Annotated in this window: 24 protein-coding genes; 8 read left to right on the top strand and 16 right to left on the bottom strand. The window is 74.0% G+C overall.

The window, feature by feature from the left end; genetic code table 11:
- Positions 1–17: 17 nt before the first annotated feature.
- From ppsA to BM414_RS18390, 8 genes are all read right to left on the bottom strand, one after another.
- Positions 18–2,441 (bottom strand): phosphoenolpyruvate synthase, encoded by a 2,424-nt coding sequence (gene ppsA, locus BM414_RS18425; protein WP_093581674.1) that lies wholly within the window; start codon positions 2,439–2,441, stop codon positions 18–20.
- Entirely contained in the window at positions 2,438–3,337 is a 900-nt protein-coding gene (locus BM414_RS18420) for a pyruvate, water dikinase regulatory protein (RefSeq protein ID WP_093581672.1), read from the bottom strand. Before BM414_RS18420 ends, ppsA begins: the two co-directional genes overlap by 4 nt.
- Positions 3,338–3,430: 93 nt before the next feature.
- Positions 3,431–4,192 (bottom strand): SDR family NAD(P)-dependent oxidoreductase, encoded by a 762-nt coding sequence (locus tag BM414_RS18415; protein WP_093581670.1) that lies wholly within the window; start codon positions 4,190–4,192, stop codon positions 3,431–3,433.
- 19 nt (positions 4,193–4,211) lie between these two features.
- The gene (locus tag BM414_RS18410) at positions 4,212–5,270 is read right to left on the bottom strand and encodes a transketolase family protein (RefSeq protein ID WP_093581668.1); all 1,059 of its coding nucleotides are present in this window, start codon (positions 5,268–5,270) and stop codon (positions 4,212–4,214) included.
- Positions 5,267–6,148 carry a transketolase gene (locus tag BM414_RS18405; RefSeq protein WP_093581666.1) on the bottom strand — a complete coding sequence of 294 codons (882 nt, stop codon included), beginning with the start codon at positions 6,146–6,148 and terminating at the stop codon, positions 5,267–5,269. The genes BM414_RS18410 and BM414_RS18405 overlap by 4 nt, the downstream gene beginning before the upstream one ends.
- A 28-nt stretch (positions 6,149–6,176) precedes the next feature.
- Positions 6,177–7,664, bottom strand: a complete 1,488-nt coding sequence (locus BM414_RS18400; protein ID WP_093581664.1) for a GntP family permease — start codon at positions 7,662–7,664, stop codon at positions 6,177–6,179.
- Positions 7,665–8,010: 346 nt separating this feature from the next.
- Positions 8,011–8,673, bottom strand: a complete 663-nt coding sequence (locus tag BM414_RS18395; protein ID WP_175551676.1) for a GntR family transcriptional regulator — start codon at positions 8,671–8,673, stop codon at positions 8,011–8,013.
- 289 nt (positions 8,674–8,962) lie between these two features.
- Positions 8,963–9,337 carry an STAS domain-containing protein gene (locus tag BM414_RS18390; RefSeq protein WP_093581662.1) on the bottom strand — a complete coding sequence of 125 codons (375 nt, stop codon included), beginning with the start codon at positions 9,335–9,337 and terminating at the stop codon, positions 8,963–8,965.
- 151 nt (positions 9,338–9,488) lie between these two features.
- Between BM414_RS18390 and BM414_RS18385 the strand changes: the two genes are divergently transcribed.
- From BM414_RS18385 to BM414_RS18360, 7 genes are all read left to right on the top strand, one after another.
- Positions 9,489–10,199 (top strand): response regulator transcription factor, encoded by a 711-nt coding sequence (locus BM414_RS18385; protein ID WP_093581660.1) that lies wholly within the window; start codon positions 9,489–9,491, stop codon positions 10,197–10,199.
- Positions 10,196–11,566 carry a sensor histidine kinase gene (locus tag BM414_RS18380; protein WP_093581658.1) on the top strand — a complete coding sequence of 457 codons (1,371 nt, stop codon included), beginning with the start codon at positions 10,196–10,198 and terminating at the stop codon, positions 11,564–11,566. The genes BM414_RS18385 and BM414_RS18380 overlap by 4 nt, the downstream gene beginning before the upstream one ends.
- The gene (locus BM414_RS18375; RefSeq protein WP_175551674.1) at positions 11,563–12,162 is read left to right on the top strand and encodes a GerMN domain-containing protein; all 600 of its coding nucleotides are present in this window, start codon (positions 11,563–11,565) and stop codon (positions 12,160–12,162) included. Before BM414_RS18380 ends, BM414_RS18375 begins: the two co-directional genes overlap by 4 nt.
- A gap of 68 nt (positions 12,163–12,230) precedes the next feature.
- Positions 12,231–12,533, top strand: coding sequence for an STAS domain-containing protein (locus BM414_RS18370; RefSeq protein ID WP_139245943.1), 303 nt, complete (start codon positions 12,231–12,233; stop codon positions 12,531–12,533).
- Between the two features lie 326 nt (positions 12,534–12,859).
- On the top strand, positions 12,860–13,030 hold the full coding sequence (locus BM414_RS30940; RefSeq protein WP_245784822.1) for a hypothetical protein: 171 nt from the start codon (positions 12,860–12,862) through the stop codon (positions 13,028–13,030).
- The gene (locus BM414_RS18365; protein ID WP_245784821.1) at positions 13,027–14,220 is read left to right on the top strand and encodes a DUF2254 domain-containing protein; all 1,194 of its coding nucleotides are present in this window, start codon (positions 13,027–13,029) and stop codon (positions 14,218–14,220) included. The genes BM414_RS30940 and BM414_RS18365 overlap by 4 nt, the downstream gene beginning before the upstream one ends.
- A gap of 337 nt (positions 14,221–14,557) precedes the next feature.
- Positions 14,558–15,232 carry a hypothetical protein gene (locus tag BM414_RS18360; protein WP_093581652.1) on the top strand — a complete coding sequence of 225 codons (675 nt, stop codon included), beginning with the start codon at positions 14,558–14,560 and terminating at the stop codon, positions 15,230–15,232.
- A gap of 545 nt (positions 15,233–15,777) precedes the next feature.
- Here the strand turns inward: BM414_RS18360 and BM414_RS18355 are convergent.
- From BM414_RS18355 to recD2, 8 genes are all read right to left on the bottom strand, one after another.
- Positions 15,778–16,557 carry an alpha/beta fold hydrolase gene (locus BM414_RS18355; RefSeq protein WP_093581650.1) on the bottom strand — a complete coding sequence of 260 codons (780 nt, stop codon included), beginning with the start codon at positions 16,555–16,557 and terminating at the stop codon, positions 15,778–15,780.
- Positions 16,558–16,763: 206 nt separating this feature from the next.
- On the bottom strand, positions 16,764–18,704 hold the full coding sequence (locus BM414_RS18350) for an acyl-CoA dehydrogenase family protein (protein ID WP_093581648.1): 1,941 nt from the start codon (positions 18,702–18,704) through the stop codon (positions 16,764–16,766).
- A gap of 57 nt (positions 18,705–18,761) precedes the next feature.
- Positions 18,762–19,031 (bottom strand): BBE domain-containing protein, encoded by a 270-nt coding sequence (locus BM414_RS31435; protein ID WP_281246759.1) that lies wholly within the window; start codon positions 19,029–19,031, stop codon positions 18,762–18,764.
- 95 nt (positions 19,032–19,126) lie between these two features.
- Positions 19,127–20,179 (bottom strand): FAD-binding oxidoreductase, encoded by a 1,053-nt coding sequence (locus tag BM414_RS18340; RefSeq protein ID WP_093581644.1) that lies wholly within the window; start codon positions 20,177–20,179, stop codon positions 19,127–19,129.
- A gap of 154 nt (positions 20,180–20,333) precedes the next feature.
- Positions 20,334–20,612: a hypothetical protein gene (locus BM414_RS18335; protein ID WP_093581642.1), complete on the bottom strand. Its 279-nt coding sequence runs from the start codon at positions 20,610–20,612 to the stop codon at positions 20,334–20,336.
- Complete coding sequence (locus tag BM414_RS18330; protein ID WP_093581640.1) at positions 20,609–21,673, bottom strand: PD-(D/E)XK nuclease family protein; 1,065 nt, start codon at positions 21,671–21,673, stop codon at positions 20,609–20,611. Before BM414_RS18330 ends, BM414_RS18335 begins: the two co-directional genes overlap by 4 nt.
- 67 nt (positions 21,674–21,740) lie before the next feature.
- The gene (locus BM414_RS18325) at positions 21,741–23,243 is read right to left on the bottom strand and encodes a DEAD/DEAH box helicase family protein (RefSeq protein WP_093581638.1); all 1,503 of its coding nucleotides are present in this window, start codon (positions 23,241–23,243) and stop codon (positions 21,741–21,743) included.
- A 173-nt stretch (positions 23,244–23,416) separates the two neighbouring features.
- Positions 23,417–25,654, bottom strand: coding sequence for an SF1B family DNA helicase RecD2 (gene recD2, locus BM414_RS18320; protein WP_093581636.1), 2,238 nt, complete (start codon positions 25,652–25,654; stop codon positions 23,417–23,419).
- Positions 25,655–25,863: 209 nt separating this feature from the next.
- Here recD2 and BM414_RS18315 point away from each other — a divergent pair, with 209 nt between their 5' ends.
- Positions 25,864–26,364 (top strand): single-stranded DNA-binding protein, encoded by a 501-nt coding sequence (locus BM414_RS18315; protein WP_093581634.1) that lies wholly within the window; start codon positions 25,864–25,866, stop codon positions 26,362–26,364.
- Positions 26,365–26,455 lie beyond the last annotated feature (91 nt).

The following is a 26,455-nucleotide window of genomic DNA, read 5'->3' as shown; positions in this document are numbered from 1 at the left end:
CGGAGCCGTGCCCTGCCTCAGGTCGTGCGGGCGGTGCGGGCCAGGTGCAGCCAGGTGTCGACGACGGTGTCGGGGTTCAGGGACATCGACCCGATCCCCTGCGCCACGAGCCACTCCGCGAGGTCGGGGTGGTCGCTGGGGCCCTGGCCGCAGATGCCGACGTACTTGCCGCGCTCCAGGCACGCCCGGATCGCCATCTCCAGCAGGGCCAGCACCGCCGGGTCGCGCTCGTCGAAGCCCCCGGCGACGAGGGCGGAGTCGCGGTCGAGCCCCAGGGTCAGCTGTGTCATGTCGTTGGAGCCGATGGAGAACCCGTCGACGTGGTCGAGGAATGCGTCGGCCAGCAGCGCGTTGGAGGGCAGCTCGCACATCATCACCACGGACAGGTCGTTCTCCCCGCGGCGCAGCCCGTGCTCGCCCAGCAGGCGCACCACGCCCTCGATCTCCTTCACCGTCCGGACGAACGGGATCATGATCTTGACGTTCGTCAGGCCCATCTCGTCGCGGACGAAGCGCAGCGCCTCGCACTCCATGGCGAAGCACTCGGCGAAGTCGGCCGACAGGTACCGGGAGGCCCCGCGGTAGCCGATCATCGGGTTCTCCTCGTGCGGCTCGTACAGCTCGCCGCCGAGGAGGTTGGCGTACTCGTTGGACTTGAAGTCGCTCATCCGCACGATGACCGGCTCGGGGGCGAACGCCGCGGCGATCATGGAGACGCCCTCGGCGACCCGCTGCACGAAGAAGTCCCGCGCCGAGGGGTAGGCCACGATCCGCTCCTCGACCTTGGCCTTGAGCGGTGCGTCGAGGTCGTCGAGGTCCAGCAGCGCGCGCGGGTGGATGCCGATCTGCCGGTTGATGACGAACTCCAGCCGGGCCAGGCCGACGCCGGCGTGCGGCAGCCGGGAGAAGGCGAAGGCCTGCTCGGGCGTCCCCACGTTCATCATGATCTTGGTGGGGATCTCCGGCATGGCGTCCAGGCGGGTCTCCTCCACCTCGAAACCCACCTCCCCGGCGTAGACCAGGCCGGTGTCGCCCTCGGCGCACGAGACGGTGACGGGGTCGCCGTCGCTCAGGGTCCGGGTGGCGCTCCCGGTGCCGACGACGGCGGGGATGCCGAGCTCGCGGGCGATGATCGCCGCGTGGCACGTCCGCCCGCCGCGGTTGGTCACGATCGCCGAGGCGCGCTTCATGATCGGTTCCCAGTCCGGGTCGGTCATGTCCGCGACGAGCACGTCCCCGGGCGTGAACGCGTCCATCTCCTCGATGTCGGAGAGCACCCGGACGGGACCGGCGCCGATCTTCTGCCCGATGGCCCGCCCCTCGACCAGCACGTCGCCGGAACCGGTCAGCCGGTAGCGCTCCGTGCTGTTGCCGGAGCGGGACTGCACCGTCTCCGGGCGCGCCTGGAGGATGTAGATGTCACCCGTGAGGCCGTCCTTGCCCCACTCGATGTCCATGGGCCGGCCGTAGTGCTCCTCGATCCTCAGCGCCTGGCGGGCCAGCTCGGTGACCTCGTCGTCGGTGAGGGACAGCCGCCGGCGCTCGGCGGGGTCGACGTCGACGAACGCCGTCGTCCGGCCCACCTCGGGAGAGTCGGTGTAGACCATCTTGGTGGCCTTCTCCCCCACGCCCCGCTTGAGGATCGCCGGGCGCCCGGCCCGCAGGGCGGGCTTGTAGACGTAGAACTCGTCGGGGTTGACCGCGCCCTGCACGACCCCCTCGCCCAGGCCGTAGGCCGACGTCACGAAGACGGCGTCCCGGAAGCCGGACTCGGTGTCCATGGTGAACAGCACCCCGGAGGCACCCACGTCCGAGCGCACCATCCGCTGCACGCCCGCCGACAGCGACACCGACTCGTGGTCGAACCCGTGGTGCACCCGGTAGGCGATCGCCCGGTCGTTGTAGAGCGAGGCGTAGACCTCCCGGACGGCCTGCAGCACCGCGTCGATGCCCCGCACGTTGAGGAACGTCTCCTGCTGCCCGGCGAAGGAGGCGTCGGGCAGGTCCTCGGCCGTCGCGCTGGAGCGCACCGCGAAGGAGGCCTCCGCGTCGTCCCCGGCCAGCCGGGCGTAGGCCGCCCGGATGTCGGCCTCCAGGGCCGGCGGGAAGGGCTGCTCGACGACCGCCTGCCGGATCTCCCTGCCGGCCGCCGAGAGCGCGCGGACGTCGTCGGTGTCCAGCGTGCGCAGCCGCTCGGCGATCCGCTGCGCCAGCCCGGTGTCGCCGAGGAAGCGCTGGTAGGCCGCGGCCGTGGTCGCGAAGCCGTCGGGGACGCTGACCCCGGCGTCGGCCAGGTTGGAGATCATCTCGCCGAGCGAGGCGTTCTTGCCGCCGACGACCTCCAGGTCGCCCAGCCCCAGCTCGGCGAACCAGCGGACGTTGTCGGCGCCGTCGGTCGTGTCCCCCGTCGTGCGGCGCTCGGGTGCGGTGTCGGTGCTCATGGACGGGTGGTCCTTCCTCGACGGAGGTCGCGGCGCCGTTGCCGGGCCAGGGTCTGGATCACGACGGTGGCGATCTCCTCGACGGAGGCCGCCGAGGTGTCCACCGTGGGCAGGTCGTGAGCCTCGTACATCGCCGTCGCCCGGCGCAGCTCGAAGCGGCACTGCTCCTCGGAGGAGTACCGCGAGTCGGGACGGCGCTCCTGGCGGACCCGGCTGAGCCGGGACACCGTGGTGGTGAGCCCGAAGCACTTGTCGCGCAGGTCCCGCACCGGGCGAGGCAGGTCGGTGGTCTCCAGGTCCTCGTCGACCAGGGGGTAGTTCGCGACGAACAGGCCGTGCTGCAGGGCCAGGTACATCGCCGTCGGGGTCTTCCCGCACCGGCTGGGCGCCAGCAGGATGACGTCGGCACGGTCCAGCCCGCGGGAGCCCAGGCCGTCGTCGTGCTCGATGGCGAACTCGATCGCCGCCATCCGGTCGTTGTAGCGCCGCACGTCCCCGACGCCGTGCAGCCGACGGGCCTCGCGCAGGCCGCGGGCTCCCAGCTGCTCCTCCACCCGGCTCATGTGCAGCCCGAAGAAGTCGATGATCGGGGCCTTGGTGCGCAGCAGTTCCTCGCGGACCTCGTCGACCGCCGCGGTGGTGAACACCAGCGGGGGCACGGGGCCCTCCATCGCCGCGTCGAGCTGGGCCACGACCTCGCGGGCCTGCTCGACGGTGGAGATGAAGGGGATCAGCGTGCGCTCGAAGGACACGTCGGGGAACTGGATGAGCAGCGCGTTGCCCATCGTCTCGGCGCTGATCCCCGTGCTGTCGGACAGGAAGAAGACCGGGACGACCGCCTCCCCGGAGGCCCGGTCGGGGTCCGCGGGCGTGTCGGTCGACGGCGAGCTCTGCACGGGTGCTCCCCCATCTGTCGTGTGCCCGCGCTCGCCGGTGGCGGTGTGCCCGGCCACCGGCGAGCGCGTGGCTCCCTGTCCGCGCGCGGGCGGTCAGTGGATGTGTGCCCCTCCGTTGACGTCGTAGGTGGCACCGGTGATGTAACCGGATTCCTCGCGGCAGAGGTAGGTGATGAGGTCGGCGACGTCGTGGACGTTCCCGTTGCGGCCGACGGGGATCCCGGCGAGCAGTTGCGCCTTGCGCTCGCCCTCCAGGGCCCCGCCGGTGATGTCGGTGTCGATCAGGCCCGGGGCCACGGCGTTGACCGTGACGCCGTGCGGGCCCAGCTCGCGGGCGAGGGCCCGGGTGAAGCCCAGCTGGCCGGCCTTGGCGGCGGAGTAGGCCACCCCGCCGAAGACGCCGCCGCCCCGCTCGGCCGAGACCGAGGAGAGGAAGACGATGCGGCCGAAGCCGCGTTCGGCCATGCCGGGCGCCAGGCGCCGGGTCACGTTGAACGCACCCCGCACGTTGACGGCGAAGATGCGGTCCCACTCCTCCCCGCTGACCTCGAGGAAGGGCGTCGGCGAGGTGATGCCGGCGTTGTTGACGAGGGCCCCGACGGGCGGCAGCGAGTCCTCGAGGACGGCGAGCGCGTCCTCGACGGAGGCCTCGTGGGTGACGTCGCAGCCGACGCCCAGAGCCTGCACGCCGGAGCGTTCGGCGACCTCGTGGGCGGCGTCCTTGGCGCTGGCCTCGTCGAGGTCGAGGACGGCGACGTGCCAGCCCGCGGCGGCGAGGGTGTGGGCGGTGGCGCGGCCGATGCCGCGCGTGGAGCCGGCGCCGGTGACGACGGCGGTCTTGTCGGTCACGGACATGGTGTGTACCTCCAGGGGTTCAGGCGGTGGCGGGGGCGGGATCGGCGGGCCAGACCGCCGGTGGTCGGTGTCCGGCGGCGGCGCCGCCGAGCTCGGCCTTGACCCGGGCGACGACGGCGTCGGTGGACAGGCCGTAGCGGTCGTGCAGGGTGGGCAGGGCACCGGCGGCGAGGAACTCGTCGGGCAGCGCGACGGGCACCACCCGGGTGCCGACGCCGGCGAAGGCGAGGGTCGAGGCGACCGACTCCGCCAGCCCGCCGATCACGGTGTGGTTCTCCAGGGTCACCAGCAGCCGGTCCGTCCGCGCCGCCCGCAGGATCGCCTCGGTGTCCAGCGGCTTGATCGTCGGCACGTGGAGCACGGCGACGTCGACGGAGTCGGCCTCCAGCCGGGCCGCGGCCTGCAGCGCCCTCATGGTCATGAGGCCCGTGGAGACGAGGACGACGTCGCGGCCGGTGCGCAGCTCGGCGGCCTTGCCGAGCTCGAAGCGGTAGTCGTACTCGTCGAGCACCGTGGGCACCGCACCGCGCAGCAGCCGCAGGTAGGTGGGGCCCGGTGCGGCCGCCAGCGCCGGCACGGCCTGCTCGATGTCGACGGAGTCGCAGGGATCGACGATCGTCAGGTTCGGGCAGCCGCGCAGGATCGCCAGGTCCTCGGTGGCCTGGTGGCTGGGCCCGTAGCCGGTGGTGAGCCCGGGCAGGGCCCCGACGACGTTGACGTTCAGCCCGGGCTCGGCGATGTCGAGGCAGAGGAAGTCGTAGGCGCGCCGGGTGGCGAAGACCGAGTAGGTGGACGCGAACGGCACGAGTCCCACCTCGGCCATCCCGGCCGCCGCGCCGAGCATGACCTGCTCGGCCATGCCCATCTGGAAGAAGCGGTCCGGGTGGGCGTCGCGGAACACGTGCATGTCGGTGTACTTGGCCAGGTCGGCCGAGAGCCCGACGATCTCGGGCCGCTCCTCGGCCAGGCGGTTGAGCGCGTGCCCGAACGGAGCGCTCGTCGTGCGCTGACCGGGGTCGGCGAAGGAGGCGATCATCGCCGAGGTGGTGAGCTTCTTGCGGGGGGCCGTGCTGGTCATCGGGCCAGTCCTTCCTGCAGCTGGTCGCGGGCGATCTGCCACTCGTGCTCCTCGACCCGCATGAAGTGGGCCTTCTCCCGGGCCGCGAGCAGCGGCACCCCGTGGCCGATCCGGGTGTCGCAGATGACGACCGACGGCGAGCCGCGGTGCGCGCGGGCCTCGTCGAAGGCGTCGACGAGTGCGGCGACGTCGTTGCCGTCGACGCGCAGCGCGTGCCAGCCGAAGGCCCGCCACTTGTCGGTGACCGGCTCGGTCCGGAGCACGCCGGTGGTGGGGCCGTCGGCCTGCAGGGCGTTCATGTCGACGATCGCGGTGACGTTGTCCAGGCCGTGGTGGGCGCAGGACATCGCCGCTTCCCAGGTGGAGCCCTCGTCCAGCTCCCCGTCGGACAGCAGGTCGTACACCCGCGCCGGGTTCCCCTGGAGCCGCAGCCCCAGGGCCATGCCGGTGGCCACCCCCAGTCCGTGACCCAGGGACCCACCGGAGATCTCCGTGCCCGGCGTGTAGGACGCCATCGCCGACATCGGCAGCCGCGAGTCGTCCGACCCGTAGGTCTCCAGCTCCTCGACCGGGATGATCCCGGCCTCGGCCAGCGCGGCGTACAGCGCGATCGCGTAGTGGCCGATGGAGAGCAGGAAGCGGTCCCGGTCGGCCCAGTGCGGGTCCTCCGGGCGGAACCGCAGCTGGTCGGCGTACACCACCGCCAGGACGTCGGCGACACCGAGCGCCTGGCCGATGTAGCCCTGCCCCTGCACCTCGCCCATGTCGAGGGCGTTGCGCCGGATGCGGTGCGCGGCCTGCCGGATCTGCTCGATCCGTTGCTGCCGGTCGGCTGTGTCCGCCGTGTCCGGGACGGCCGGGCTCGTTGATGCGGTCATGCGGATGTCTCCCTTGCTCGATTTCCGGTCAGACGAGAACGCCGAGGACGAGGACCGCGCCCAGGCCGACGAAGGACAACAGCCCCTGGGCCACCGTGTAGACCTGGAAGGTGCCGCGGACGGACAGGCCCAGCAGCGTCTTGAAGATCCAGAAGGTGTTGTCGGTGACGTGCCCGCCGAAGGCGGCCCCGGACGCGGCAGCAAGCCAGATCAGCACCGCGGAGAGCCCCAGGTCCGAGACGACCGGCGCCAGCAGGGCCGCCGCGGTGATCGCGGCCACCGATCCGGAGCCCTGGGCGAGGCGCAGCAGTGCCGCGACCAGCCAGGCCAGCACGAGCGGGAAGGCGGCATCGGCACTGAACAGGCCGGCCACCAGGTCCCCGATGTTCGTCTCGGCGATGACCTGCCCGAGCGATCCCGCGACGCCGGTGAACAGGAGGATGACGCCGCTGGTCCCTGCGGCCCGCACGATCACCTCCTCGACGCCCGTCCGGCCCAGTGACGGCACGGCGAGAGCGGTGCCCACGAGCAGGCCGATGAGGAGTGCCACCACGGGGTTCCCGAGGAAGACGAGCACGGCGATCTCCGCGCCGGCCGCAGCGCTGCTGGTCTGGGCCACGATCAGGAGCAGCGGGACGAGCAACGGGAGGAGGGCGACGAGGAGGGGGAACTGTTTCCCGGCCCCTGTGCCGTTCGCAGCGGCGTCGGGGATGCCGCGCTGGGGATCCTGGGTGACGGCCGTCGCTCCACCGCCGCGGTGGGGCTGCGGGGCGTGCTGGCCGCTGCCGAAGGCTCCGTCAGCACCTGAGGGGTCGCCGGCGCCTGACGGGAGACCGTAACCGGCGATCTCACCGGTGTGCTCGGGGTCGGTCAGCGGGTCGTCGTCCTTCAGGTCGTTCCAGGTGAACCGCATGAGCAGGCTGTGCAGCAGGATCGAGACGACGATGACCACGATCCCGAACGGGATCCCCCAGAGCAGCATGGTGCCCAGCGGGATGTCGAGTGCGGCCGCGATGGCCAGCGCGGCCGCACCGGGTGGGACCATCAGCAGCGCCACCTCGAGGCCGATGGCCAGGGCGCCGGCCAGCGGAGCGATGCTGAGTCCGGTCCGCAAGGCGATCGAGCGCGCCATGGGCCCCAGGATCACGAGCGCGACGTCGAAGTAGATCGCGGGGAAGACGACTCCCGAGGCCAAGCCGACGACGTACGGGGACCTGTTGACCCCGAAGAGCCGCAGCATCCCGTCCACGACGCGGTGCAACGTCCCCATGGCGGACAACAGCGTCCCCAGCATCACGCCGAAGCCGATGATGAGGCCCACCTCGGCCATCAGGATGCCGAAGCCCTCGGTGACGGCCGTCGTCGTCCCCTCGTAGCCCAGCCCTGCGGCGAGGCCGAGGTAGAGGGCCCCGATCACCAGCGAGATGACCGGGTTGATCTTCGCCAGGACGATGAGCCCGACGACGATCGCGACCGTGATCGCGGTGTGCAGCAGCAGGAGCGTGGTGTCGGCCATGTCAGTTCCCCTCCGACCTGTGGGAGCCGATGGAGGAGCAGGTCCGGGGCGTCGTACCGACGGCGACCTCCTCGTCGACAGGGGGCGAGGCGGGGACCTCCTCGAGACGTGGGACGCGGACGGATGGGTGTCGCTCGGTCATGGTCATCTCCGGTGGGCGGTGGACGCCGGATCCCCGTTAACGGTTGACTGTTAACAGTCGACCGGCCACCAGAGTGGGTGGTGCAGGTCACCGTGTCAAGGGTCACTCCTGGGCGGCGGCATGCGCGCAGGTGACAGCGCGGACCCGGCCGTCCCCGTCCAGGGCCCGCCCCGGCGTGCGAGTGGAGGCGGACGGGATGCCCTCTCAGGCGGACTCGGTGGCCCCGGCGAAGTGTTCGGCGGCGGAGGTCATGTGCTCGTCGACGATCCGCAGTGCCACGGCCTCGTCGGCTCCCTCGATCGCGTCGACGATCGGCGCATGCCGGTCACGCGCCATCATCGGCGCCTGCCAGGCCGCACCGTTCAGGATCGCCACCCTCATGCGGCCCTCGAGGTGCCGCCACGACTCGACGAGCATGGAGTTGCCCGACAGCCGGCACAGCTGGAGGTGGAAGGCCAGGTCTGCGTCGACGCGCGCGGGGAAGTCCTCGGCCTCCTCGGAGAGCTGCTCGAGCGCCGCGCGCAGCGCGCGGACGGCGTCCTGCCGCCGGGGCGAGGCGATGATCGCCCGGACCGCCATCCCCTCGAGGGCCGCGCGGACCTGGAACAGCTCGCGGACCTCCACGGACGTCAGGCTGCTGACCCGCAACATCCCGCGGTTCCCGGCGGACACGAGCCCCTCCTGCTGGAGGTGCCGCAGGGCCTCACGGACGGTGCCGCGACTGACCCCGAGCGAGCCGGCGAGCTCCACCTCGCTGAGGTGGTCACCCGGGCGGTACTGGCCGGAGATGATCGCCGACCGGACCGAGTCCAGGGCCCGTTCCCGCAGCGTGCTGCGGTCCAGGCTGGCCAGCGGCTCGATGGTCACGACGACCTCCTCGTTCTCCGGGATCCTAGCCGTGGGCTGTCGACGGATCGACTGTCGACACCCGTACGGACGCGCGGCGGGTGGCGACGCCCAGCCCCTCCCACCGCACCGGCGGGCCCGGTCGCACGGTCCGCCCCCGGGCGGCACGGTCGTGGGCGGGGTCAGCCGTCGTCCGCACCCCGTGCAGAACCGGCTCCGCCCGTGGGCGAGCGACTGCGTGCGGCACATCCGCATCTCCTCCCTGTCCGGGATCGGGAGGACGACGGTTCCGGCGCCGGACGCCCTGGTGTCAGCGGTCGTCCCGCCCGGCCGGCGACCGCCGCCCGCCGACTCCCCCGTCGCCGCTCTGGAGCTGCAGCACCCGCCACAGACCCGTGCGGTGGACCGTGTCGCGGATCCGTCGGTCGGCACCCCGCAGGACCACCGCCCCGCCGCGCGCCCGGCAGATGCGGTGGGCCCACAGGAAGCTGGCGAGCGCCGGACTCCCGAGGGAGTGCGCCCGGCTCAGGTCGACGACGATCCGGCGTGCCCCGGCGAGCAGGGCGTCGTGCAGCAGCCACCGGACGTCGGCGAGCCCGTCGGCCAGCAGCGCCTCGTCGAGCCGGACCACGACCTCGTCCTCGACTCCCGCAGGGACCTCTCGGCGCACCGCCACGCTGGTCATGCGTTCCTCCCGGGTGTCGGCGCCACCGGAGGGCACCGCCGACGAGCGTGCCCGCGGGACGTTGCGATCCGCGCGGCCGGACCTTTGCGATCCCGTGACGGTTCAACGCCGCGGGGATGGCGGTCGCTCGCCGGTGGCAGCATGGACGGACGTGCCGCCGCGTCTGCTCGTCGTCGAGGACGACGACCACATCCGCACGTCGCTCCGGTGGGCGCTGGAGGACGAGGGCTACACCGTCGAGGAGGCGGTGAGCGGCGAGGAGGCCTGCTCGCTGGTCGACGTCACCCCGCCCGACGTCATGCTCCTGGACCTCATGCTCGGCCGGATGGACGGCTTCGGCGTCGTCCGCCACGTCCGGCGGAGGCACGACCTGCCGATCATCGTGGTCAGCGCCCGCGCCGACACGCACGACATCGTCGCGGCCCTGGAGGCCGGCGCCGACGACTACGTGACCAAGCCCTTCCACGTCAAGGAGATCACCGCGCGGCTGCGCGCCCTGCGGCGGAGGTCCGGCGCGGCCCGCCCGGCGGCCGACACCGCTCCGGACGAGGTCGTCCTCGACCGGCACGCCGACGCCCCCCTGGTCCTGCGGGAGGCGCGCGGGACCGTGCACCGCGGCGACGAGCAGCTGCCGCTGACGGTCACCGAGTTCCGCCTGCTGTGCGAGCTGGCCGCGGTGCCCGGCCGGGTGCTGAGCAGGCAGGACCTGCTGGAACGCGTGTGGCAGCACGGCTACTTCGGGGACGAGCGGATCGTGGACGTGCACATCCGCCGGCTCCGCACCAAGGTCGAGCTGGACGCGAGCGCACCGCGGCTGGTGCAGACCGTCCGCGGGCTGGGCTACCGGCTGGACCCGCAGTGAGACCGGCGCTCGCGCCCCGCGGCCTGCGAGCGCGCATCGTCCTCGCCTTCGCCGCCGGCACGCTCCTCGTGTCGGCGGTCCTGGTCGTCACGACCTTCCTGCTGGCCCGCGGCTACCTCCTCGAGCAGCGGGAACGTGCGGCCATCCGCGCCGCCTTCGTCGACGCGGACCTGCTGCGCAGCAGGCTGGCCACCTCCGGCACGGAGGTCGCCGACGCCCTCTCGGACCTGTCCTCGGGTGGGTCGCACGTGGTCGTCCGCACCGGCGGGTCCTGGTACGCCTCCAGCCTGGACGTCGGCGCCGGCGACGTGCCGGTGGAGCTGCAGGACCTCGTCGGGTCCGGTTCGGCCGGCCACGTGCGTGCCGCCTCCCTCGACGGTCCCCGTCTGGTCATCGGCGTCCCCGTGACGACTGGGGAACTGGAGTTCTACGAGGTCACCCCGCTGGCCGAGCTGCAGTCGGTCCTGCGCACCCTCGCGGCGGTCCTGGCGGCCGGCGCGCTGGCCGCCACCGCAGCAGGCGCGGCGTTCGGCCTGTGGGCCAGCCGGCGCGTCGTCCACCCCCTGGACCAGGTCGCCGGGGCGGCCACGCGGATCGCCGCCGGCGAGGTGAGCACCCGGCTGCCGCCGACCGACGACCCGGACCTGGTGGCCATCGTCGGCAGCTTCAACACGATGGTCGACGCGCTGGCCGCGCGGATCGAACGGGACGCCCGTTTCGTCGGCGACGTCAGCCACGAGCTGCGCAGCCCCCTGACCAGCCTGGTCACCAGCGTCGAGGTGCTCGCCACCCGGCGGACGGAGCTGAGCCCGCGCTCCCGGCAGGCGCTCGACCTCGTCCAGCAGCAGCTGGCCGCGTTCCGGACGACGCTCGACGACCTCCTCGAGCTGGCGCGACTCGACAACGACGCGGCTCCGGAGGACCGGCCACCCGTCTCCCTCGCCGCCCTGACCAGGCACGTGCTCGCCGTCGGCGGACGGCCGGCGGGACTCCTCCGGTCCGACGACGACGCCCGGACCGTCGTCCTCGGCGACAAGCAGCAGCTGGAGCGGGCCGTGCGGAACCTCCTCGACAACGCCGACCGGCACGCGGGGGGAGCCTGCCGCGTCGACGTCCGACGCCGCGACGGCTCCGTGGTGCTGACCGTGGACGACGCCGGACCCGGCGTGCCGGCCGAGGACCGGGAGCGCGTCTTCGAGCGCTTCGTCCGCGGGCCCCGGGCGGCGCGGGGGTCCCGGACCGGAGCCGGGCTCGGCCTGGCCATCGTCGCCGAGACCGCCGCCCGGCACGGCGGAGCCGCCTGGTGCTCGGCCGGCCCCGACGGAGGAGCCCGCATGACCCTGTCGCTGCCCGCGGAGGAGACGTGAGGACGCCCGCGCGGCTCGTCGTCGTCGCGGCGCTCGTGGCACTCGCCGGGTGCGGGGTCTCCACGGGTGGCCCGCCCGAGGCGATCGCGCCGTCGGACGTCCCCTACGGCCTGCTGTCCCCCGCCCCCACGACCACGGCACCGTCCGCGGTCCCGCCGCTCGGCGACCGGCCCAGGGTGTACCTCGTCACGCCGGAGGAGGTCCTCGTCCCCACCGGACGTGACGTCGCGGGAGGGGACCTCCGCGAGCGCCTGGACGACCTGCTCGCCCAGCTCGCCTCGGGCCCGACCAGCGGTGAACGGGACGGCGAGCTGACGACGGCGCTCGCCCCGGGCGTCCGGCTGGCGGTGACGGCGGTCGACGGCGACACGGTGACCGTCGACCTGGCCGGTCCCGGCGACGCGCCCTCGGGCCAGCAGAGCCGGCTGGCCGCGGCGCAGATCGTGCTGACCGCCACGAGCCTGCCCGAGGTGCGGGCCGTCCTGCTGACCGGTGACGGCGACCCGCTCGAGGCCCCGCTGCCCTCGGGACAGCTCACCACCGCACCCCTCGAGGCGGCCGACTACGACGTACTGCTGGTGAGCCCGCCGTCGTGACTTTGCGGTCGCGTGACGAGTCGGCGTCGAGGCTGGGCGCGGTCGGTGCCGGGTGTGAGGGTGTGGTCATGAGCATCACCGCAGCACCTCGGGACCACGGCCATCGGGCGACGACCGAGGTGGTCGTCTCGCGCCGGGGCTGCGTGCGGGTCAGCGGCCACCTCACGGTGCAGGGCGCCGACCTGCTCCGCGGCACCGTCGAGAGCCTGCGCCGTGGCGGCCGTGCCCGCGTGGTCCTCGACCTGGCCGGCGTCCGCGCCGTCGACGTCGCCGGCCTGCAGGTCCTCCGGGACCTGGAGCGGACGGTGGCGGCCGACGGCGGCGAGCTGCGACTGACGGCTCCCCTCACGGGCTCGACGCCCCTGCCGTGACGCGCCTCCGGCACCCCGCGGCGTCCGGCCGATGGCGGCGCGCGGGGTCCGCAGATCCTGGTGGTGGGGCGCGCGGACCCGTGCCGGCACTGCCGCGTGTGTGCGCCTGCCCGTCGCCGCTGAGCCGGCCCGCCGCGACCTGATCAGCGGTCACGCGTGCCGACCGCTCCTGCGGCGTTCCAGAGCTCGGGCGGGACCGCGGCCAGGTGGCTCGACGACGGGGAACCGTGCCGGCCCGCAGGGCGGAGCCCGAGTGCTCAGGCAAGGGCCGGGCCACTGCGGCACGCTCGCACCATGCGGACCGAGGCCCCGGAGAGGGTCCCCCGGTGAACCCCAGGGGATCCGGGCGACGCAGTGCGGTCCGTGCGGTCACCGCGCGGCTGCGCGGCGCCCTCTGGCCCATCCCGGTCCTCGCCGTCGTCGTCGCGGTCGGCGTCGGCATCGGGTTGCCGGCGGTGGACGAGCTGCTCGAGGACCGCGACGCAGGGCATCCCTGACGTTCGTCTTCGGCGGCGGGCCCTCGGCGGCACGCGACCTGCTCGCGGCGATCGCCGGATCGCTCATCTCCGTGACCGGGTTGATCTTCTCGCTCACCGTGGTGGCGTTCCAGCTGGGCAGCAGTCAGTACTCGCCCCGCCTGCTGCAGACCTTCGCCACCGACCGGGTCGTCCAGCTGACCCTGGCCCAGCTGACGGCGACGTTCGTCTACGCGCTCACCGTGCTGCGGACCGTGCGCACCGAGGGCGCCACCGAGACCGAGACCGCGTTCGTCCCGCGCCTGTCCATCACCGTGGCCTACGCGCTGACGCTCGGCAGCGTCCTGGCCGTGGTGCTGTTCCTCGGGCACCTGGCCCGCGCCCTCCGGGTCGAGACGATGCTCCGCGACGTCCACGAGGAGGCCGGGGCCACCCTCGACCGGGAGTTGCCCGACGACCTCGGACGCCCGGGGCCCGTCCGGCTGCTCTCCGGACCCGGGATGCCGATCGAGTCCACGTCGAGCGGTTTCGTCGTCGACCTGGACGAGGAACGCCTCGTGTCGGCTGTGGCGGACGCCGACGTCGTGGTCCTCCTGGCCGCCCGGATCGGTGACTCCGTGGTGACCGGGACGCCCCTCGCCCACGCCTGGGCCCGGGACGGCGTCCGCGTCCCCGACACGGCGGCGCTGCAGGAGGCCCTCGGCCGCTCCGTGCGCCTGGACTTCGAACGCTCTCCCGCTCGCGACGTCGCCTACAGCCTGCGCAAGGTCGTCGACATCACCGTCCGTGCCCTGTCGCCCGGCATCAACGACCCGACGACGGCGGTGCACGCCCTGTCCCACGCCTCGGCCCTGCTCGGCGACCTCGTCCGCCGGCCGCTCGGACCGGACTGCCACGCCGACGACGAGGGGGTCGTGCGGGTGGTCGTGCCGCAGTGGACCCCCGGTGACCTGGTCGACCTCGTCCTGGAGGAGCCCCTCCACTACTCGTCCGGGCAACCGGCCGTGCTGCGCCGGATCGCCGCCCTGCTGCGGGAGGTCGCCTGGCGCGCACCCCGTGGCGTCGTGGACGACGCTCTGCGCGACCGTCTCCGGCACGTCGTCGACCTCGCCGCCGAGTCCACCCGCATCACCGCACCGGAACGCCGTTCCTGGGAGGAGGCGCTCGACTCGGCCCTCACCGGGGTGTGGCCCGCTCACCGCCCCGGCTGAACGGGGTCCCTCGCCGGACACACCCTGCAGCGAGGAGGAGGCAGCCGTGCGCACCGAGATCTCGGTCGACCCGGGCTCCCCGGGGCCGCCGCGTACCCGTTGACCCGGTGAGCCGACGGCCGCGGAGGTGCCGCACCGGGGTCGGCCCGGCCGGGCAGGTGAGTGCCCGGCGGCTCTGCCGTCACGTGCCACCGTCACGTACACGTCGATCCCGTGACAGCTCGATGACCACGCCCCTCGGCCGCCACTGCCCGGGTAGGCATGTCGATCGACGGGTGCGGCGACCCCGGCGTCGTCCGCCACCCCTCCGGCACCCGTCCGACGTCGAGAGGACGCGATGGCCACGAACAGCTCCCGTCGTCACGACACCCGACGAGGTGGCCCGTCCAACACCGCCACGCGCCGGGCCGTCCGCGCGGCACTGCTCCTCGTGTACGGCCCGTTGGTCGCGCTGGGCGGGCTGCTCCACCCGTGGACCTCTCTCACCCTCGGGGCGCTCGGGGCCGCGACCTCGGCGCTGGGCTGCACGGCTCTCCACCGCCGGTGCTCCGCGGAACTGCCAGGCCTGCCGCACCCCGCGCTGGCCGCAGCGGCGGGCGGCACCCTCCCCGCAGCTCTGGCGGGCACGACGTCGCTGAACACCTCCGGGAGCGTGATCGTCACCGCGACCCTGCTGCTGGCCACGGCCGGGTTCGGACGGTGGCTGGCGGCCGAGGCCGGCCGGCCGACGGGCGCGCCGTCGACCCGGACGGGTGCCGCGGGCGATCCGGACCTGTTGCGCCAGGTCCTCGAGTCGGTGCCCCTGGACGTCCTCTTCGACGAGTGGCACGGCATCCGGGTCCGGTCCGGGTCCCGCGCCTCCGACACGGCGCTGGCCGAGGTCCAGCTCCGCGCGCTCGTCGTCGACGAGTTCGCGCGACGCGACCCCGTGGGCACCGCCCGATGGCTCACCGAAGGACCCGACGAGCCGCCCGAGAACCACGTGCGGCGACCGGAGGACGTTCCGGGATGAGGATCCCCCGGGCTCCGCGGCGGGCTCCGGGCTCCGACCACCGGGGCTGAGCCATGGCCACGGGGACGACCACTCCCCTGCCAGCCTCCCTCCTCCGCCGTCTCCGCGCCCTCGTGCGCAGGTCACTCCTGGCGCTCCACGTGGTCCTCGCCGCCGCCGGGCCCTGTTCGTCCCGGTCACGTCGCTCGTCCTCGGGACCTTTCTGGGGCCGGCCGGCTGGGCCGGCTGCCGCGTCCTCCACCAGCACGTCCCGGCCGGCTCCCCCGAACTCGCTCGTCCCGCGGTCGCGGGCACGGTGATCGGCACCCTCCCCGCCGGGCTCGGCGGCGCCGTCGCCCTGGGCCCGACGGCGGTGACGGCCCTGCTCGTGGGGATGTGCGCCGGCGCATGGCTCGCACGACGGTGGCTGGACCCGGACCCCGGCGGTGGCCGTCGCGGCGGACCCGAGGGCGAGCCTGCCCGCTGCTGACCGCACCGGCGGCCCCCTGCAGCGCTCCGGCTCGGCTCACCGCACCCTCGCGGGACCTCGCCGGACCGGAGCCCGATCAGCTCGACGGCTCGACGCGCGCGAGCCAGTCGGCGAAGAGGGCACGCAGGGGTCCCGGTCGTTCGTGGGGCAGGGCGTGCCCGGCGTCGTCGAGCACGGCGAGCGAGGCGTGCGGGTGGGAGCCGAGGAGGTCGACGGCGGCGGCGTACCCGACCGTCGAGTCCAGCCGCCCCGCCACGACGACCGTCGGACCCGGGTAGGCCGGCGCTCCGTCGGGGGTGAGCACCCACCGCTCCCCGATCCGCTCGAGCGCCGCGTGGTCGACGAGTGCGGTGGCCGGGGCGATGTGCCGCTCGTACCGGTCGAGCATCTCCGTTGTCTGGATCACGAAGTAGGTCCGGAAGTCGTCGTTCCCGATCCCGCCCGGCCCGGCGACGACGCGGCGCTCCGGGACGTCGCGCGTCCCCGGTGACAGCGGGCAGACGAGCGCCAGGCCGGCGACCCGCTCCGGGCGCCGCGCGGCCATCGCCTGCGCGTAGTAGGCGCCCGCCGAGTGACCGATCAGGAGGTGCGCCGTCCCGCCGGTGACCTCGTCGGCGAAGCCGAGCAGCGTCTCGAGGACGTCGTCGGCGCTGCGCAGCGTGGCCGGCGCGGTCGTCCGGCCCATCCCGGGGAGGTCGGGATAGATCCGCCGCAGCCCCGCGACGCCGTCGAGAGCCGGCTCGAAGCAGGCCTCGGCCTCGCGGTGGTCGACGCCCGCGCCGTGGAGCACCAGCACGGGCCGGCCGGTCCCGTGCGCCACGGAGTGGACCACCACCTCGCCCACCCGGGTCTGCATCCCGCCAGCCAACCGCGCTGGGATTGCCGGGACAACGCGAGCGGAGCGTGCGGCGTCAGGGAACCGTGCTGCGCCGGCGTGCCCGGACGAGCTGCAGGACGCAGGCCGCGAGCCCGAGCACCCAGCTCACCGTCCAGATGGCCAGGGCGTCCCGAGAGTCGATCACCGGGCCCGCGGCCGCCGACCTCGTGCGTCGGGGCGGCGTCCTACTGCGCGACCGTGGCCTCCACCCTGGGCTCGGCCTGCGGGTCCTCGACCGGTCCCGCGGCCGGCTCCGCGGGCAGCGGCATCATCGGGCCGTCGCCCGCGGGATCCAGCACGTCGTGCTCGAACCACGCGTAGCGGCCGGCGAGCACCCGCTGCGCGACCCCGTACTGCGCCTCGTCGTCGTTCGCCCACAGCTCCGTGAACAGCCGGTCGGCACGACGGCGGGCCTGGCCGCAGAACAGGTCGGCCAGTTCGACGGCCTCCTGCCGGCGCTCGGGGTGCTCGCGGGCGAGGGTGTCCGCGTGGACGCAGGCGCAGGCCATCGCGTAGAGCTCGGCGCCGATGTCGACGATGCGTCCGAGCAGCCGGCCCTTGCGCTCGAGGCGGGCCTGGTAGCGGCCCATCGCGTAGAAGGTGGAGCGCGCGAGCTTGCGCGCGGAGCGCTCGACGTAGCGCAGGTGCCCGGCCAGGTCGCCGAACTCCGCGAAGGAGCCGCGGCGCTGGCCGGCGCCCGTCGTGAGCGTCGGGAACCACGTGGCGTAGAACGCACCGGCCCTCGCCGCGGCCCTCGCCCTGGAGGCCAGGCGAGGGTCGCCGAACAGCACGTCGCCGGCCACCTTCAGGTGCTGGTCGACGGCCTCCCGGGCGATCAGCAGGTGCATGATCTCCGTGGAGCCCTCGAAGATCCGGTTGATGCGCATGTCGCGCAGCATCTGCTCGGCCGGTACCGGTTTCTCGCCGCGCCGGGCGAGTGACTCGGCGGTCTCGAAGGCACGGCCGCCGCGGACCTGGACCATCTCGTCGACGGCGGTCCAGCCGAGCTCCGACCCGTAGAGCTTGGCGAGCGCGGCCTCGATGCGGATGTCGTTGCGCTTGTCGTCGGCCAGGCGGCTGGACACCTCGAGCACCGCCTCCAGGCCGAACGCGGTGCCGGCCAGCCAGGCGAGCTTCTGCGCGATCGGGTCGTGCTCCCCGATGGGCCGTCCCCACTGCGTGCGCTCGACGGACCACTCGCGCGCGATCTTCAGCGAGTACTTGGCCGTGGACACGCAGATGGCCGGCAGCGACAGCCGGCCGGTGTTGAGCGTGGTGAGCGCGATCCGCAGTCCCTTGCCCTCGCCGCCGATGACGTCGGCGTTGGCGACGAAGACGCCGTCGAAGCGGGTCACGGAGTTCTCGATCCCCCTGAGCCCCATGAACTGGTTGCGGTGCTCGACCGTGACGCCCTCGCGGTCGCACGGGCAGATGAAGGCGGTGATGCCGCCCCGGTGGCCCTCGGACGCGGGGACGACGGCCATGACCACCACCACGTCGGCGATCACGCCGTTGGTGCCCCACAGCTTGGTGCCGGTGATCCGGTAGCCGGTGCCGTCCTCGGTCGGGGTCGCGGTCGTGCTCATGCGCGCCGGGTCCGAGCCCACGTCGGGCTCGGTGAGCAGGAACGCCGAGATCTGGTCCGTGGCGAGCCGGGGCAGCCAGGTGCGCTTCTGCTCCTCGGAGCCGAACAGGCGCAGCGGCTCGGGCAGGCCGATCGACTGGTGCGCCGACAGCAGCGTCGAGAGCGACGCGTGCCACGTGCCGGCCAGGGCCAGCGCCCTGTTGTAGTAGACCTGGCTGAGCCCGAGTCCCCCGTACTCCTCGGGGATCTTCATGCCGAGGGCGCCGAGGCCCTTGAGGCCCTCGATGACCTCCGCCGGGATCTTCGCCTCGCGCTCGATCCGGTGCCGGTCGACGTGGTCCACGAGGAAGGCGCGCAGGCGCGCGAGGAACGCCTCGCCCTTCTCGACCGCGGCCGGATCGAGCTCCGGCTGGGGGTGGATCAGGTCCAGGCGGAAGTTGCCGAGGAAGAGCTCCTTGCCGAACGACGGCTTGGCCCACTCGGTCTCGCGGCTGGCCTCGGCGACCTGCTTCGACTGCTCGTACGACGGGTTCGACGCCATGGACCACCATCGCGCTGATCGCCCCGGCAGACAACGGCCCTCGGCACCGTCGTGGACTCAGTCGGCCGGTCGGCGGGGCTGCGGCGCCACCGGGCTGATGTTCGGGTTGAGCCGGAAGAGGTTGGCCGGGTCGTACTGGCCCTTGATCCGGCGCAGCCGGTCGAGGTTCGGTCCGAACGACGCCCGCACCTTCTCCGGCGCGTCGTCGGTGGCGATGTGGTTGACGTAGGCGCTGCCCTGCAGGTGCTCCTCCGCCCGGGCCCAGGACGCGCGGAGCCAGTCGGTGTGCCGCGCGGACTCCGCACCGTCCGTCCACTGGCCGATCACGTCGACGTCCCACTGCGGTCGGCGGGCCGCGAACGCCGTCTCCTCGACCGGGACCCGGGTGGCGGCACCGTGCACGTAGAAGAAGAGGACGGCGCTCAGCGGGGAGGTGAACCCGGCGGCCGTGTCGACCACGACGTCGACCAGGTCGTCGTCGAGCGTCTCGGTGAAGGCCGAGCGCCAGTAGCGGTGCAGGCCCTCGACGGCGTTGGGCTCGTCGAGCATCGACTGACGGGCCACGTACGGCATGGGAGCGACCAGGTCGACCAGCGGGCGGCCGAACTCGCGCGCGGGCCGGAGGACGCCTCGCCCTCCTCCACGGCGCCGTTGTACCCGAGCAGGAGCGCGATGACGGGCACGCCGGCCTGGGGGTCGGTGAGCAGCCCGCAGTAGGCCTCGGCCTCGTCGGGCAGCGTCGGGCAGAGGTCCCGGTAGAAGCGCAGCACCTCGGCCGCCCGGTCGAGGGAGTGGACGACCATGCCGCCGAGGACCTCGCCGACCGGGTGCAGCCGGTACTCGAGGGAGGTGACGACGCCGAAGTTCCCGCAGCCGCCCCGCAGGGCCCAGAACAGGTCCGGTTCGCGTTCCCGGTCGACGTGGTGCACCGCGCCGTCGGCGGTGACCACCTCTGCGGACAGGAGGTTGTCGACGGCCAGCCCGTGCTTGCCCATGAGCCAGCCGACGCCGCCGCCGAGGGTGAGGCCGGCGACCCCGGTGTTGGAGACGGTGCCCCCGGTGGTCGCCAGCCCGGCGGCCTGGGTCCGGGCGTCCAGCTCCCGCCACAGGACGCCGCCGCCGACCCGGGCCGTCCGGGCGACCGGGTCGACCGTGACCTCCTTGAACGACGACAGGTCGAGGACGAGGCCGCCGTCGTTCGTGCCGTAGCCCGGAGCGCTGTGCCCGCCGCCGCGGACGGAGAGCACCAGCCCCTGGTCGACGGCGAGGCCGAGAGCCCGTTGCACGTCGGCCACGTCCGCGCACCGGGCCACCAGCGCCGGCCGGCGGTCGACGTTGCCGTTCCACACCCGGCGGGCCCGGTCGTAGCCGTCGTCCCCGGGACGGAGCAGCTCCCCGGAGAAGCCGGCGCGCAGGGCGGCGAAGGCCTCCTCGCGCACGGTTCCCGGACCTCGGTCGGCTTCGGTGGTCTCCATGGCTCCCCCAGCGTGCGCGTCTCCGACGTGAGGACGGGAACGGTGACAGCGGCGGCCGGTCGGCGACAGGACTCCCGGCGCCGGCGGCCGGAGGACGGCGTGCCCTCGCACTCCTGCGGACGGGTCGGGTGCTCTCGGTGAGCGTCCCTCTCCGTCAGCCGGGCGAGGCGTGCGTCGCCGCGCCGGGGGTCCGATCAGCCGGCTCGGCGACGATCCAGGCCGTGCGCCCGTGGATCGGCGGCGTCTTCGTGCCGTCGGTGAACCAGACGACGACCCCGCCGTGTGCCCGGCAGCGCGAGCGCACGACCCGGACCCGGCTCCCCTGTCTCGTCCTGGTCGGCCGGACCAGGGGCAGGCCGAAGTCGGTGCCGACGACGTCGGTGGTCAGGACCGGCTCCCCGGCCGGCAGCCGGGACGTGGCGACGGTGCTCACCGGACCCCCTCGGGTTCCGGCCGGACACCGTTGCGGGTCACCCGGATCGTCCGGGGGCTGCGGGTCCTCCGGGTGGGCACGACCTCGCCGAGCTCGGCCAGCCGCTCGACCGCGGCGTCCTTGTCGACCTGCGTGCGCAGGCCGCCGCCGGACCACTCGCAGTGCAGCTCGCCGGCCGGCCCGGACCGTCCGCGCAGCCGCTCCCGGGCGTACTCCTTGGAGCGTCTGGCCTCGTTCTCGGCCGCCCGCGCGGTGTCGTAGTCGCGGACGGCGGCGACGTAGTCCTCGTCGGTGACGGTCAGACGGGACTGGCGGGAGACCTCGCCCTCCGTCTCCGGGTCCACGGGCGGGCCCCAGCACAGGTCGAGGAAGGGGCACCAGTCGCACATCGTGTCCACGCCGGGACCGAACCCGTCACGGGGGACGGCGTCGACCCCCTCGTCCTCCACGCCGGCGTAGACGTCGGTGAGCCACAGGAGCGCCTCGGCGGTCAGTGCCGGGTCGTGGTCGGCCTCGAAGACCACGTCCTCGCCCGAGTCGCGGGACAGGTAGCGGATGCGCAGTCCGTCGACGTCCTGCCCGGTGCCGGCCGGCAGCCTGCGGTCGGCGGTCTGCCCGGAGCGCAGCAGCCAGGCGTAGACCGCCACCTGGAACCAGTGACGGACCGGGACCCCCCGGGTGAGGACCCGCTCGAAGCCGAACCGCGACGTCGTCTTGAGGTCCTCGACGACCGGGGCGTGCCACCAGTCGCAGCGGCCCTTGACCTGCTCGCCCCTGAGGCCGACCTCGGTCAGCCCGCCGTACTGGCGGCGCAGCGCGCGCAGCACCCCGCGGTGCAGCTCGGTGCCCATGAAGGCCTGCAGGCCCGTGTGGGTGTTCGTCGGGCGGCGCCGGGCGATCCGGTAGGCCGCCCGGCGGCGGCACTCGCCGAGCTCGGAGGCGCCGATCATCCGCTGGCGGGCGCGGGACCGGCGGCGGTCGAGGTCACGGACCGCCGCGGCCAGGCTGGGGGCGGCACGCCGCTCGGCGGCGCTGGGACGGGCAGGCAGGACGGCGGTCATCGCGTCTTCCTCGATCGGGGCGGCAGAGCGGGGCCGGGGGGAGCCGGCCCCGCTCCAGCAGCACGGCTCAGGCGACGTCCGCGCGACCGCCGGTGCCGTTGCGCTGCTCGGCGATCACCTCGCGCACCAGTGCGGTCAGCCGCTTGGTCGCCACGTGCTCGACGGGGCGGCCGAAGCGGGTGCCGATCTGCTCCTCGGTGACGCCCAGCGCCTCGAGGCTGGCGAGCACGCCCCGGCGGGCCGCGGTGAGCCGGCGGTCCTTCGGGTCGTCCGGGGTCGGCGAGGGCTCCAGCAGCGGGTTCGCCGGCGCGGTCTCCCGGTCGGCGTCCGGACGGGGAGCCGCCATGGCGGCCTGCGCGGCCGCGGCGGCGGCCTGGGCGGCCTGCACCACCGCAGGGGGCGTCTGCGGTGCGGACGGATCGCCGGCCGCGACCCGGCGCCGTCCGGCCGGGTGGGCCTTCATGGACGCCTCGAGCAGCTGCTCGTGCCGGGCCCGGATCAGCTCCGCGACCGTGTAGGGGCCGCCGGGGGTGGCCACCTCGGCCTGCAGGAGCCCGCTGCGGTTCGCCTCGGTCCACACCTCGCGCAGCTCGTCGTCGCCGCGGGCGTCGCCGATCCGCTCGACCAGGTCGGCGACGTCGGGCTCCTGCCGTCCGCCCGCCCGCGTGCCGGTGCTGCCGGCCTGCGCGGCGGCCCGCTGGGGGGCCGCGGTCTCCTCGGTGCGCTCGTGCTCGAGCAGCCCGCCACCGTGGAAGGACACGAGGTCGCGCACGTGCGCGGTGCCCGGGTCGCACTTGAGGGCGTCGAAGACCAGCCACTCCAGCAGCCGGCCGGTGGCCGCCTGGTCGGTGACCTCCCGGGCGGGGTCGCTGTTGGGCTTGATGCCGACGTGCACGCTGCGCGCACCGACGATCAGCGGCCGGCGCCCGCGACGCAGCCGCATCCACACCGACGCCGCGTACGGGAACTCCCGGTGGGTCTGCACCGACCAGGTCTTCTGGCCCTCGATCGGACGGCCGTTGGCGTCGACCTCGGTGACCTCCTTGCCGCGGGCGGTCACCACCACGATGCCGGGGAAGGTGAGCAGCTCGGTCTGCAGCTTGCGCCAGCGGGAGCCGGCGTCGTTCCACAGGTTCTGGCTGATGGTCACCTCGGCGTTGGGGTCGCGCTTGAGCAGCTCGCGGTTGCGGGCCGACTTGGCGGCGCGGTCGCTGGCCCAGTCCTTCAGGCCGTCCCAGATCGCCGAGCCGGTGTCGATGGCCAGCACCACCGGCGGCTGACCGGCATCGGCGGCACGGCGCGCCTCGGCCTTGACCGCCTGGACCGCGGACAGCACCGCCGCGTAGGAACCGTCGTGCTCGATGAGCTGGTACTTGGCGCCGGGGATCGCGCCGTACTCGTCGCCGGCGCCCTCGTTGAGGTCGATCCAGTAGAGCGCGCCGATCCTGTCGCTGCTGCTGAACTGGGCGAGCGCCCAGCTCTTGCCTGCCTTCTCCTCCCCCTCGAGGAGGATGCACGGCCACGGGACGCGGCCGGAGGGCTTGCGGGTCTTGAGACCGGGGACGGTCATGGGAACTCCTTGGTGACACGGGGAAGATGTCGTCCCGGACGTTACGGACGGGTACCGACAGAACGGCGTGTCGACTTGACAGTCGCTCACCGGGGCTCGGCGGTGTTCGCGGTGGGCGAACGCCACGAGCCGAGGACCGTCCCGCGCCGGTGCCGGCCCGTCCCGCGGTCCGGTCAGGCCGCTGCGGCGCCGGGAGCCGACGCCCTGCCCCGCAGGCGGGAGGCGAGCGCGGTGTGCCGGCGTCCGGAGCCGGCGGCGCGCACGGCCTGGCCGAGGGCCCGGGGCGAGCCGACGAGCACGACGAGCTGCTTGGCGCGGGTGACCGCGGTGTAGAGCAGGTTGCGCTGCAGCATCATCCAGGCGCTGGTGGTCAGCGGGATGACCACGCAGGGGTACTCGCTGCCCTGCGAGCGGTGCACGGTGACCGCGTAGGCGTGCACCAGCTCGTCGAGCTCGCCGAAGTCGTAGTCGATCGACTCGTCCTCGTCGGTGCGGACGGTGACGGTCTGCTCGACGGTGTCGATCGCGGTGACGACGCCCTGGGTCCCGTTGAAGACCCCGTTGCGGCCCTTGTCGTAGTCGTTGCGGATCTGGCTGACCTTGTCCCCGACGCGGAACACCCGCCCGCCGAAGCGCTTCTCCGGCCGGTCGGGCCGGGCAGGGGTGAGCGCCTCCTGCAACAGCTCGTTCAGCGCGGCCGCGCCGGCCGGCCCGCGGTGCACCGGGGTCAGCACCTGGACGTCGCGGCGCGGGTCGAGGCCGAACCGGGCCGGGATCCGGCGCACCACGACGTCCACGGTGAGCCGGGCGGCCTCCTCGGCGTCGTCGGTGGTGAAGAGGAAGAAGTCGTCCAGGCCGCGGACCTCGGGCATGCTCCCGGCGTTGATGCGGTGGGCGTTGGTCACCACCCCCGACCGGCTGGCCTGCCGGAAGACCTGCGTCAGCCGCACGTGCGGGATCGGGGTGCCCTCGGCGAGCAGGTCGCGCAGCACCTCGCCGGCACCGACCGACGGCAGCTGGTCGACGTCACCGACCAGGAGCAGGTGCGCGCCCGGCGGGACGGCCCGCACCAGCTTGTTGGCCAGCAGCAGGTCCAGCATCGAGGACTCGTCGACGACGACCAGGTCGGCCTGCAGCGGCCGGTCCCGGTCGAAGCCGGCGTCCCCGCCGGGGCGCAGCTCCAGCAGCCGGTGCACCGTGACCGCCTCGGCCCCGGTCAGCTCGGTGAGCCGTCTCGCCGCCCGGCCGGTCGGCGCCGCGAGCACGATCCTCGCCCCCTTGGCGGCCGCGAGGGTGACGATCGAGCGGACCGTGAAGCTCTTGCCGCAGCCGGGGCCGCCGGTGAGGACGGCGACCTTCTCGGTCAGGGCCAGGCGCACGGCCTCCTGCTGACCCGGCGCCAGGTCCACGCCGGTGCGCCGGTGCAGCCAGGTCAGCGCGGCGTCCCAGTCCACGGCGGCGAAGGCCGGCATCCGGTCCTCGTCGGCCACCGCCAGCCTCCTGAGCCCCGCGGCCAGGGAGACCTCCGCCCGGTGGAAGGGGACGAGGTAGTACGCGACGACCGGGGGCCTCCCGTCCGCTCCGGGGAACTCGTCGCGGATGACGCCCTGGTCGGCGACCAGCAGGGCCAGGCAGTGACCCACCAGGTCGGCGGGGACCTGCAGGATCTCGACCGACCGGGCGACCAGTTCGGCCTCGGGCAGGAAGCAGTGCCCCTGCCCGGTGGCCTCGGAGAGCACGAACTGCACGCCCGCCTCGACGCGCTGGGTGCTGTCGTGCGGGATCCCCACCGCGGCCGCGATGGTGTCGGCGGTCCGGAACCCGATCCCCCACACCTCGGCGGCGAGCCGGTAGGGCTCGGCGCGGACCACGCCGATCGAGGCGCCGCCGTACTGCTTGAAGATCCGCACCGCCAGCGAGGTGGACACGCCCACGCCCTGCAGGAAGACCATGACCTCCTTGATGGCCCGCTGCTCCTCCCAGGCCGCGGTGATCAGCCGGGTCCGCTTCGGGCCCAGGTTCGGCACCTCGGCCAGCCGCGCCGGCTGCTCCTCGATGACCCGCAGTGCGTCGGTGCCGAAGTGGTCCACGATCCGCTCGGCCAGCCGCGGGCCGATCCCCTTGACCAGCCCCGACCCCAGGTAGCGGCGGATGCCCTGCACCGTGGCCGGCAGCACGGTGGTGTGGTCCTCGACCACGAACTGGCGGCCGTACTGGGGGTGCGCTGCCCACCGGCCCTGCAGCCGCAGCGTCTCCCCCGGCTGCGCGCCCAGCAGCGAGCCCACCACGGTGACCAGGTCACCGCCGCGCCCGGTGTCCACCCGGGCCACGGTGTAGCCGGTCTGGGCGTTGGCGAACGTGATCCGCTCCAGCGTCGCCTCCAGGACCGACCCGGCCCGCGCGTCCCCCACCTGCCGTCCCCCTCGCTCGTGCCTCTCCGCCGACCGAGCGTTCCACGCGGCAGCGACAGTCCGGGGCTCCCGGGGAGGACCCGGCCGCGAGGAGCCGGGGCGCGCGGCTGCGTCCCGCGGTCGGCCGACGATGCCGGAAGTGTCAGCAGGTCTCCCTAGCCTCCGGGTGCTCACCAGAGCGACGCACCGACGACACGGAGGACCGGATCATGGCCGGCGACACAGTCATCACCGTCATTGGCAACCTGACCAGCGACCCCGAGCTCCGCTGGACGCCCTCGGGCGCGGCGGTCGCCAATTTCACCATCGCGTCCACGCCGCGCACCCTGGACCGCCAGACCCAGGAGTGGAAGGACGGCGAGGCGCTCTTCCTGCGCTGCAGCGTGTGGCGTCAGGCGGCGGAGCACGTCGCCGAGTCCCTGACCCGCGGATCGCGGGTGATGGCCCAGGGCCGCCTCAAGCAGCGCTCCTACGAGACCAAGGAGGGCGAGAACCGGACCGTCATCGAGCTCGAGGTCGACGAGATCGGCCCGTCCCTCCGCTACGCGACGGCGACGGTCACCCGGGCCTCCCGGTCCGGCGACGGTCCCGGCGGGGGATCCGGCGGCGGGGACGGTGCCGACGGCGGTCGCGCCGGGAACGTCCGGGGCGGCTCGCCCGATCCCTGGGCGGTGCCGGTCGGCGGCAGCGACGAGGAACCGCCCTTCTGAGCTGTCCCACCGCCGCACCCGGTCTCCTCCGGCGCCACCGCAGGGGACCGGGTGCGGCAGGACCCCCACGGCCGTCGGCCGTGGGGGTCCT

Source organism: Geodermatophilus amargosae (assembly GCF_900116515.1).
GTDB classification, from domain to species: domain Bacteria; phylum Actinomycetota; class Actinomycetes; order Mycobacteriales; family Geodermatophilaceae; genus Geodermatophilus; species Geodermatophilus amargosae.
This window is presented reverse-complemented; position numbering and strand designations above follow the sequence as displayed.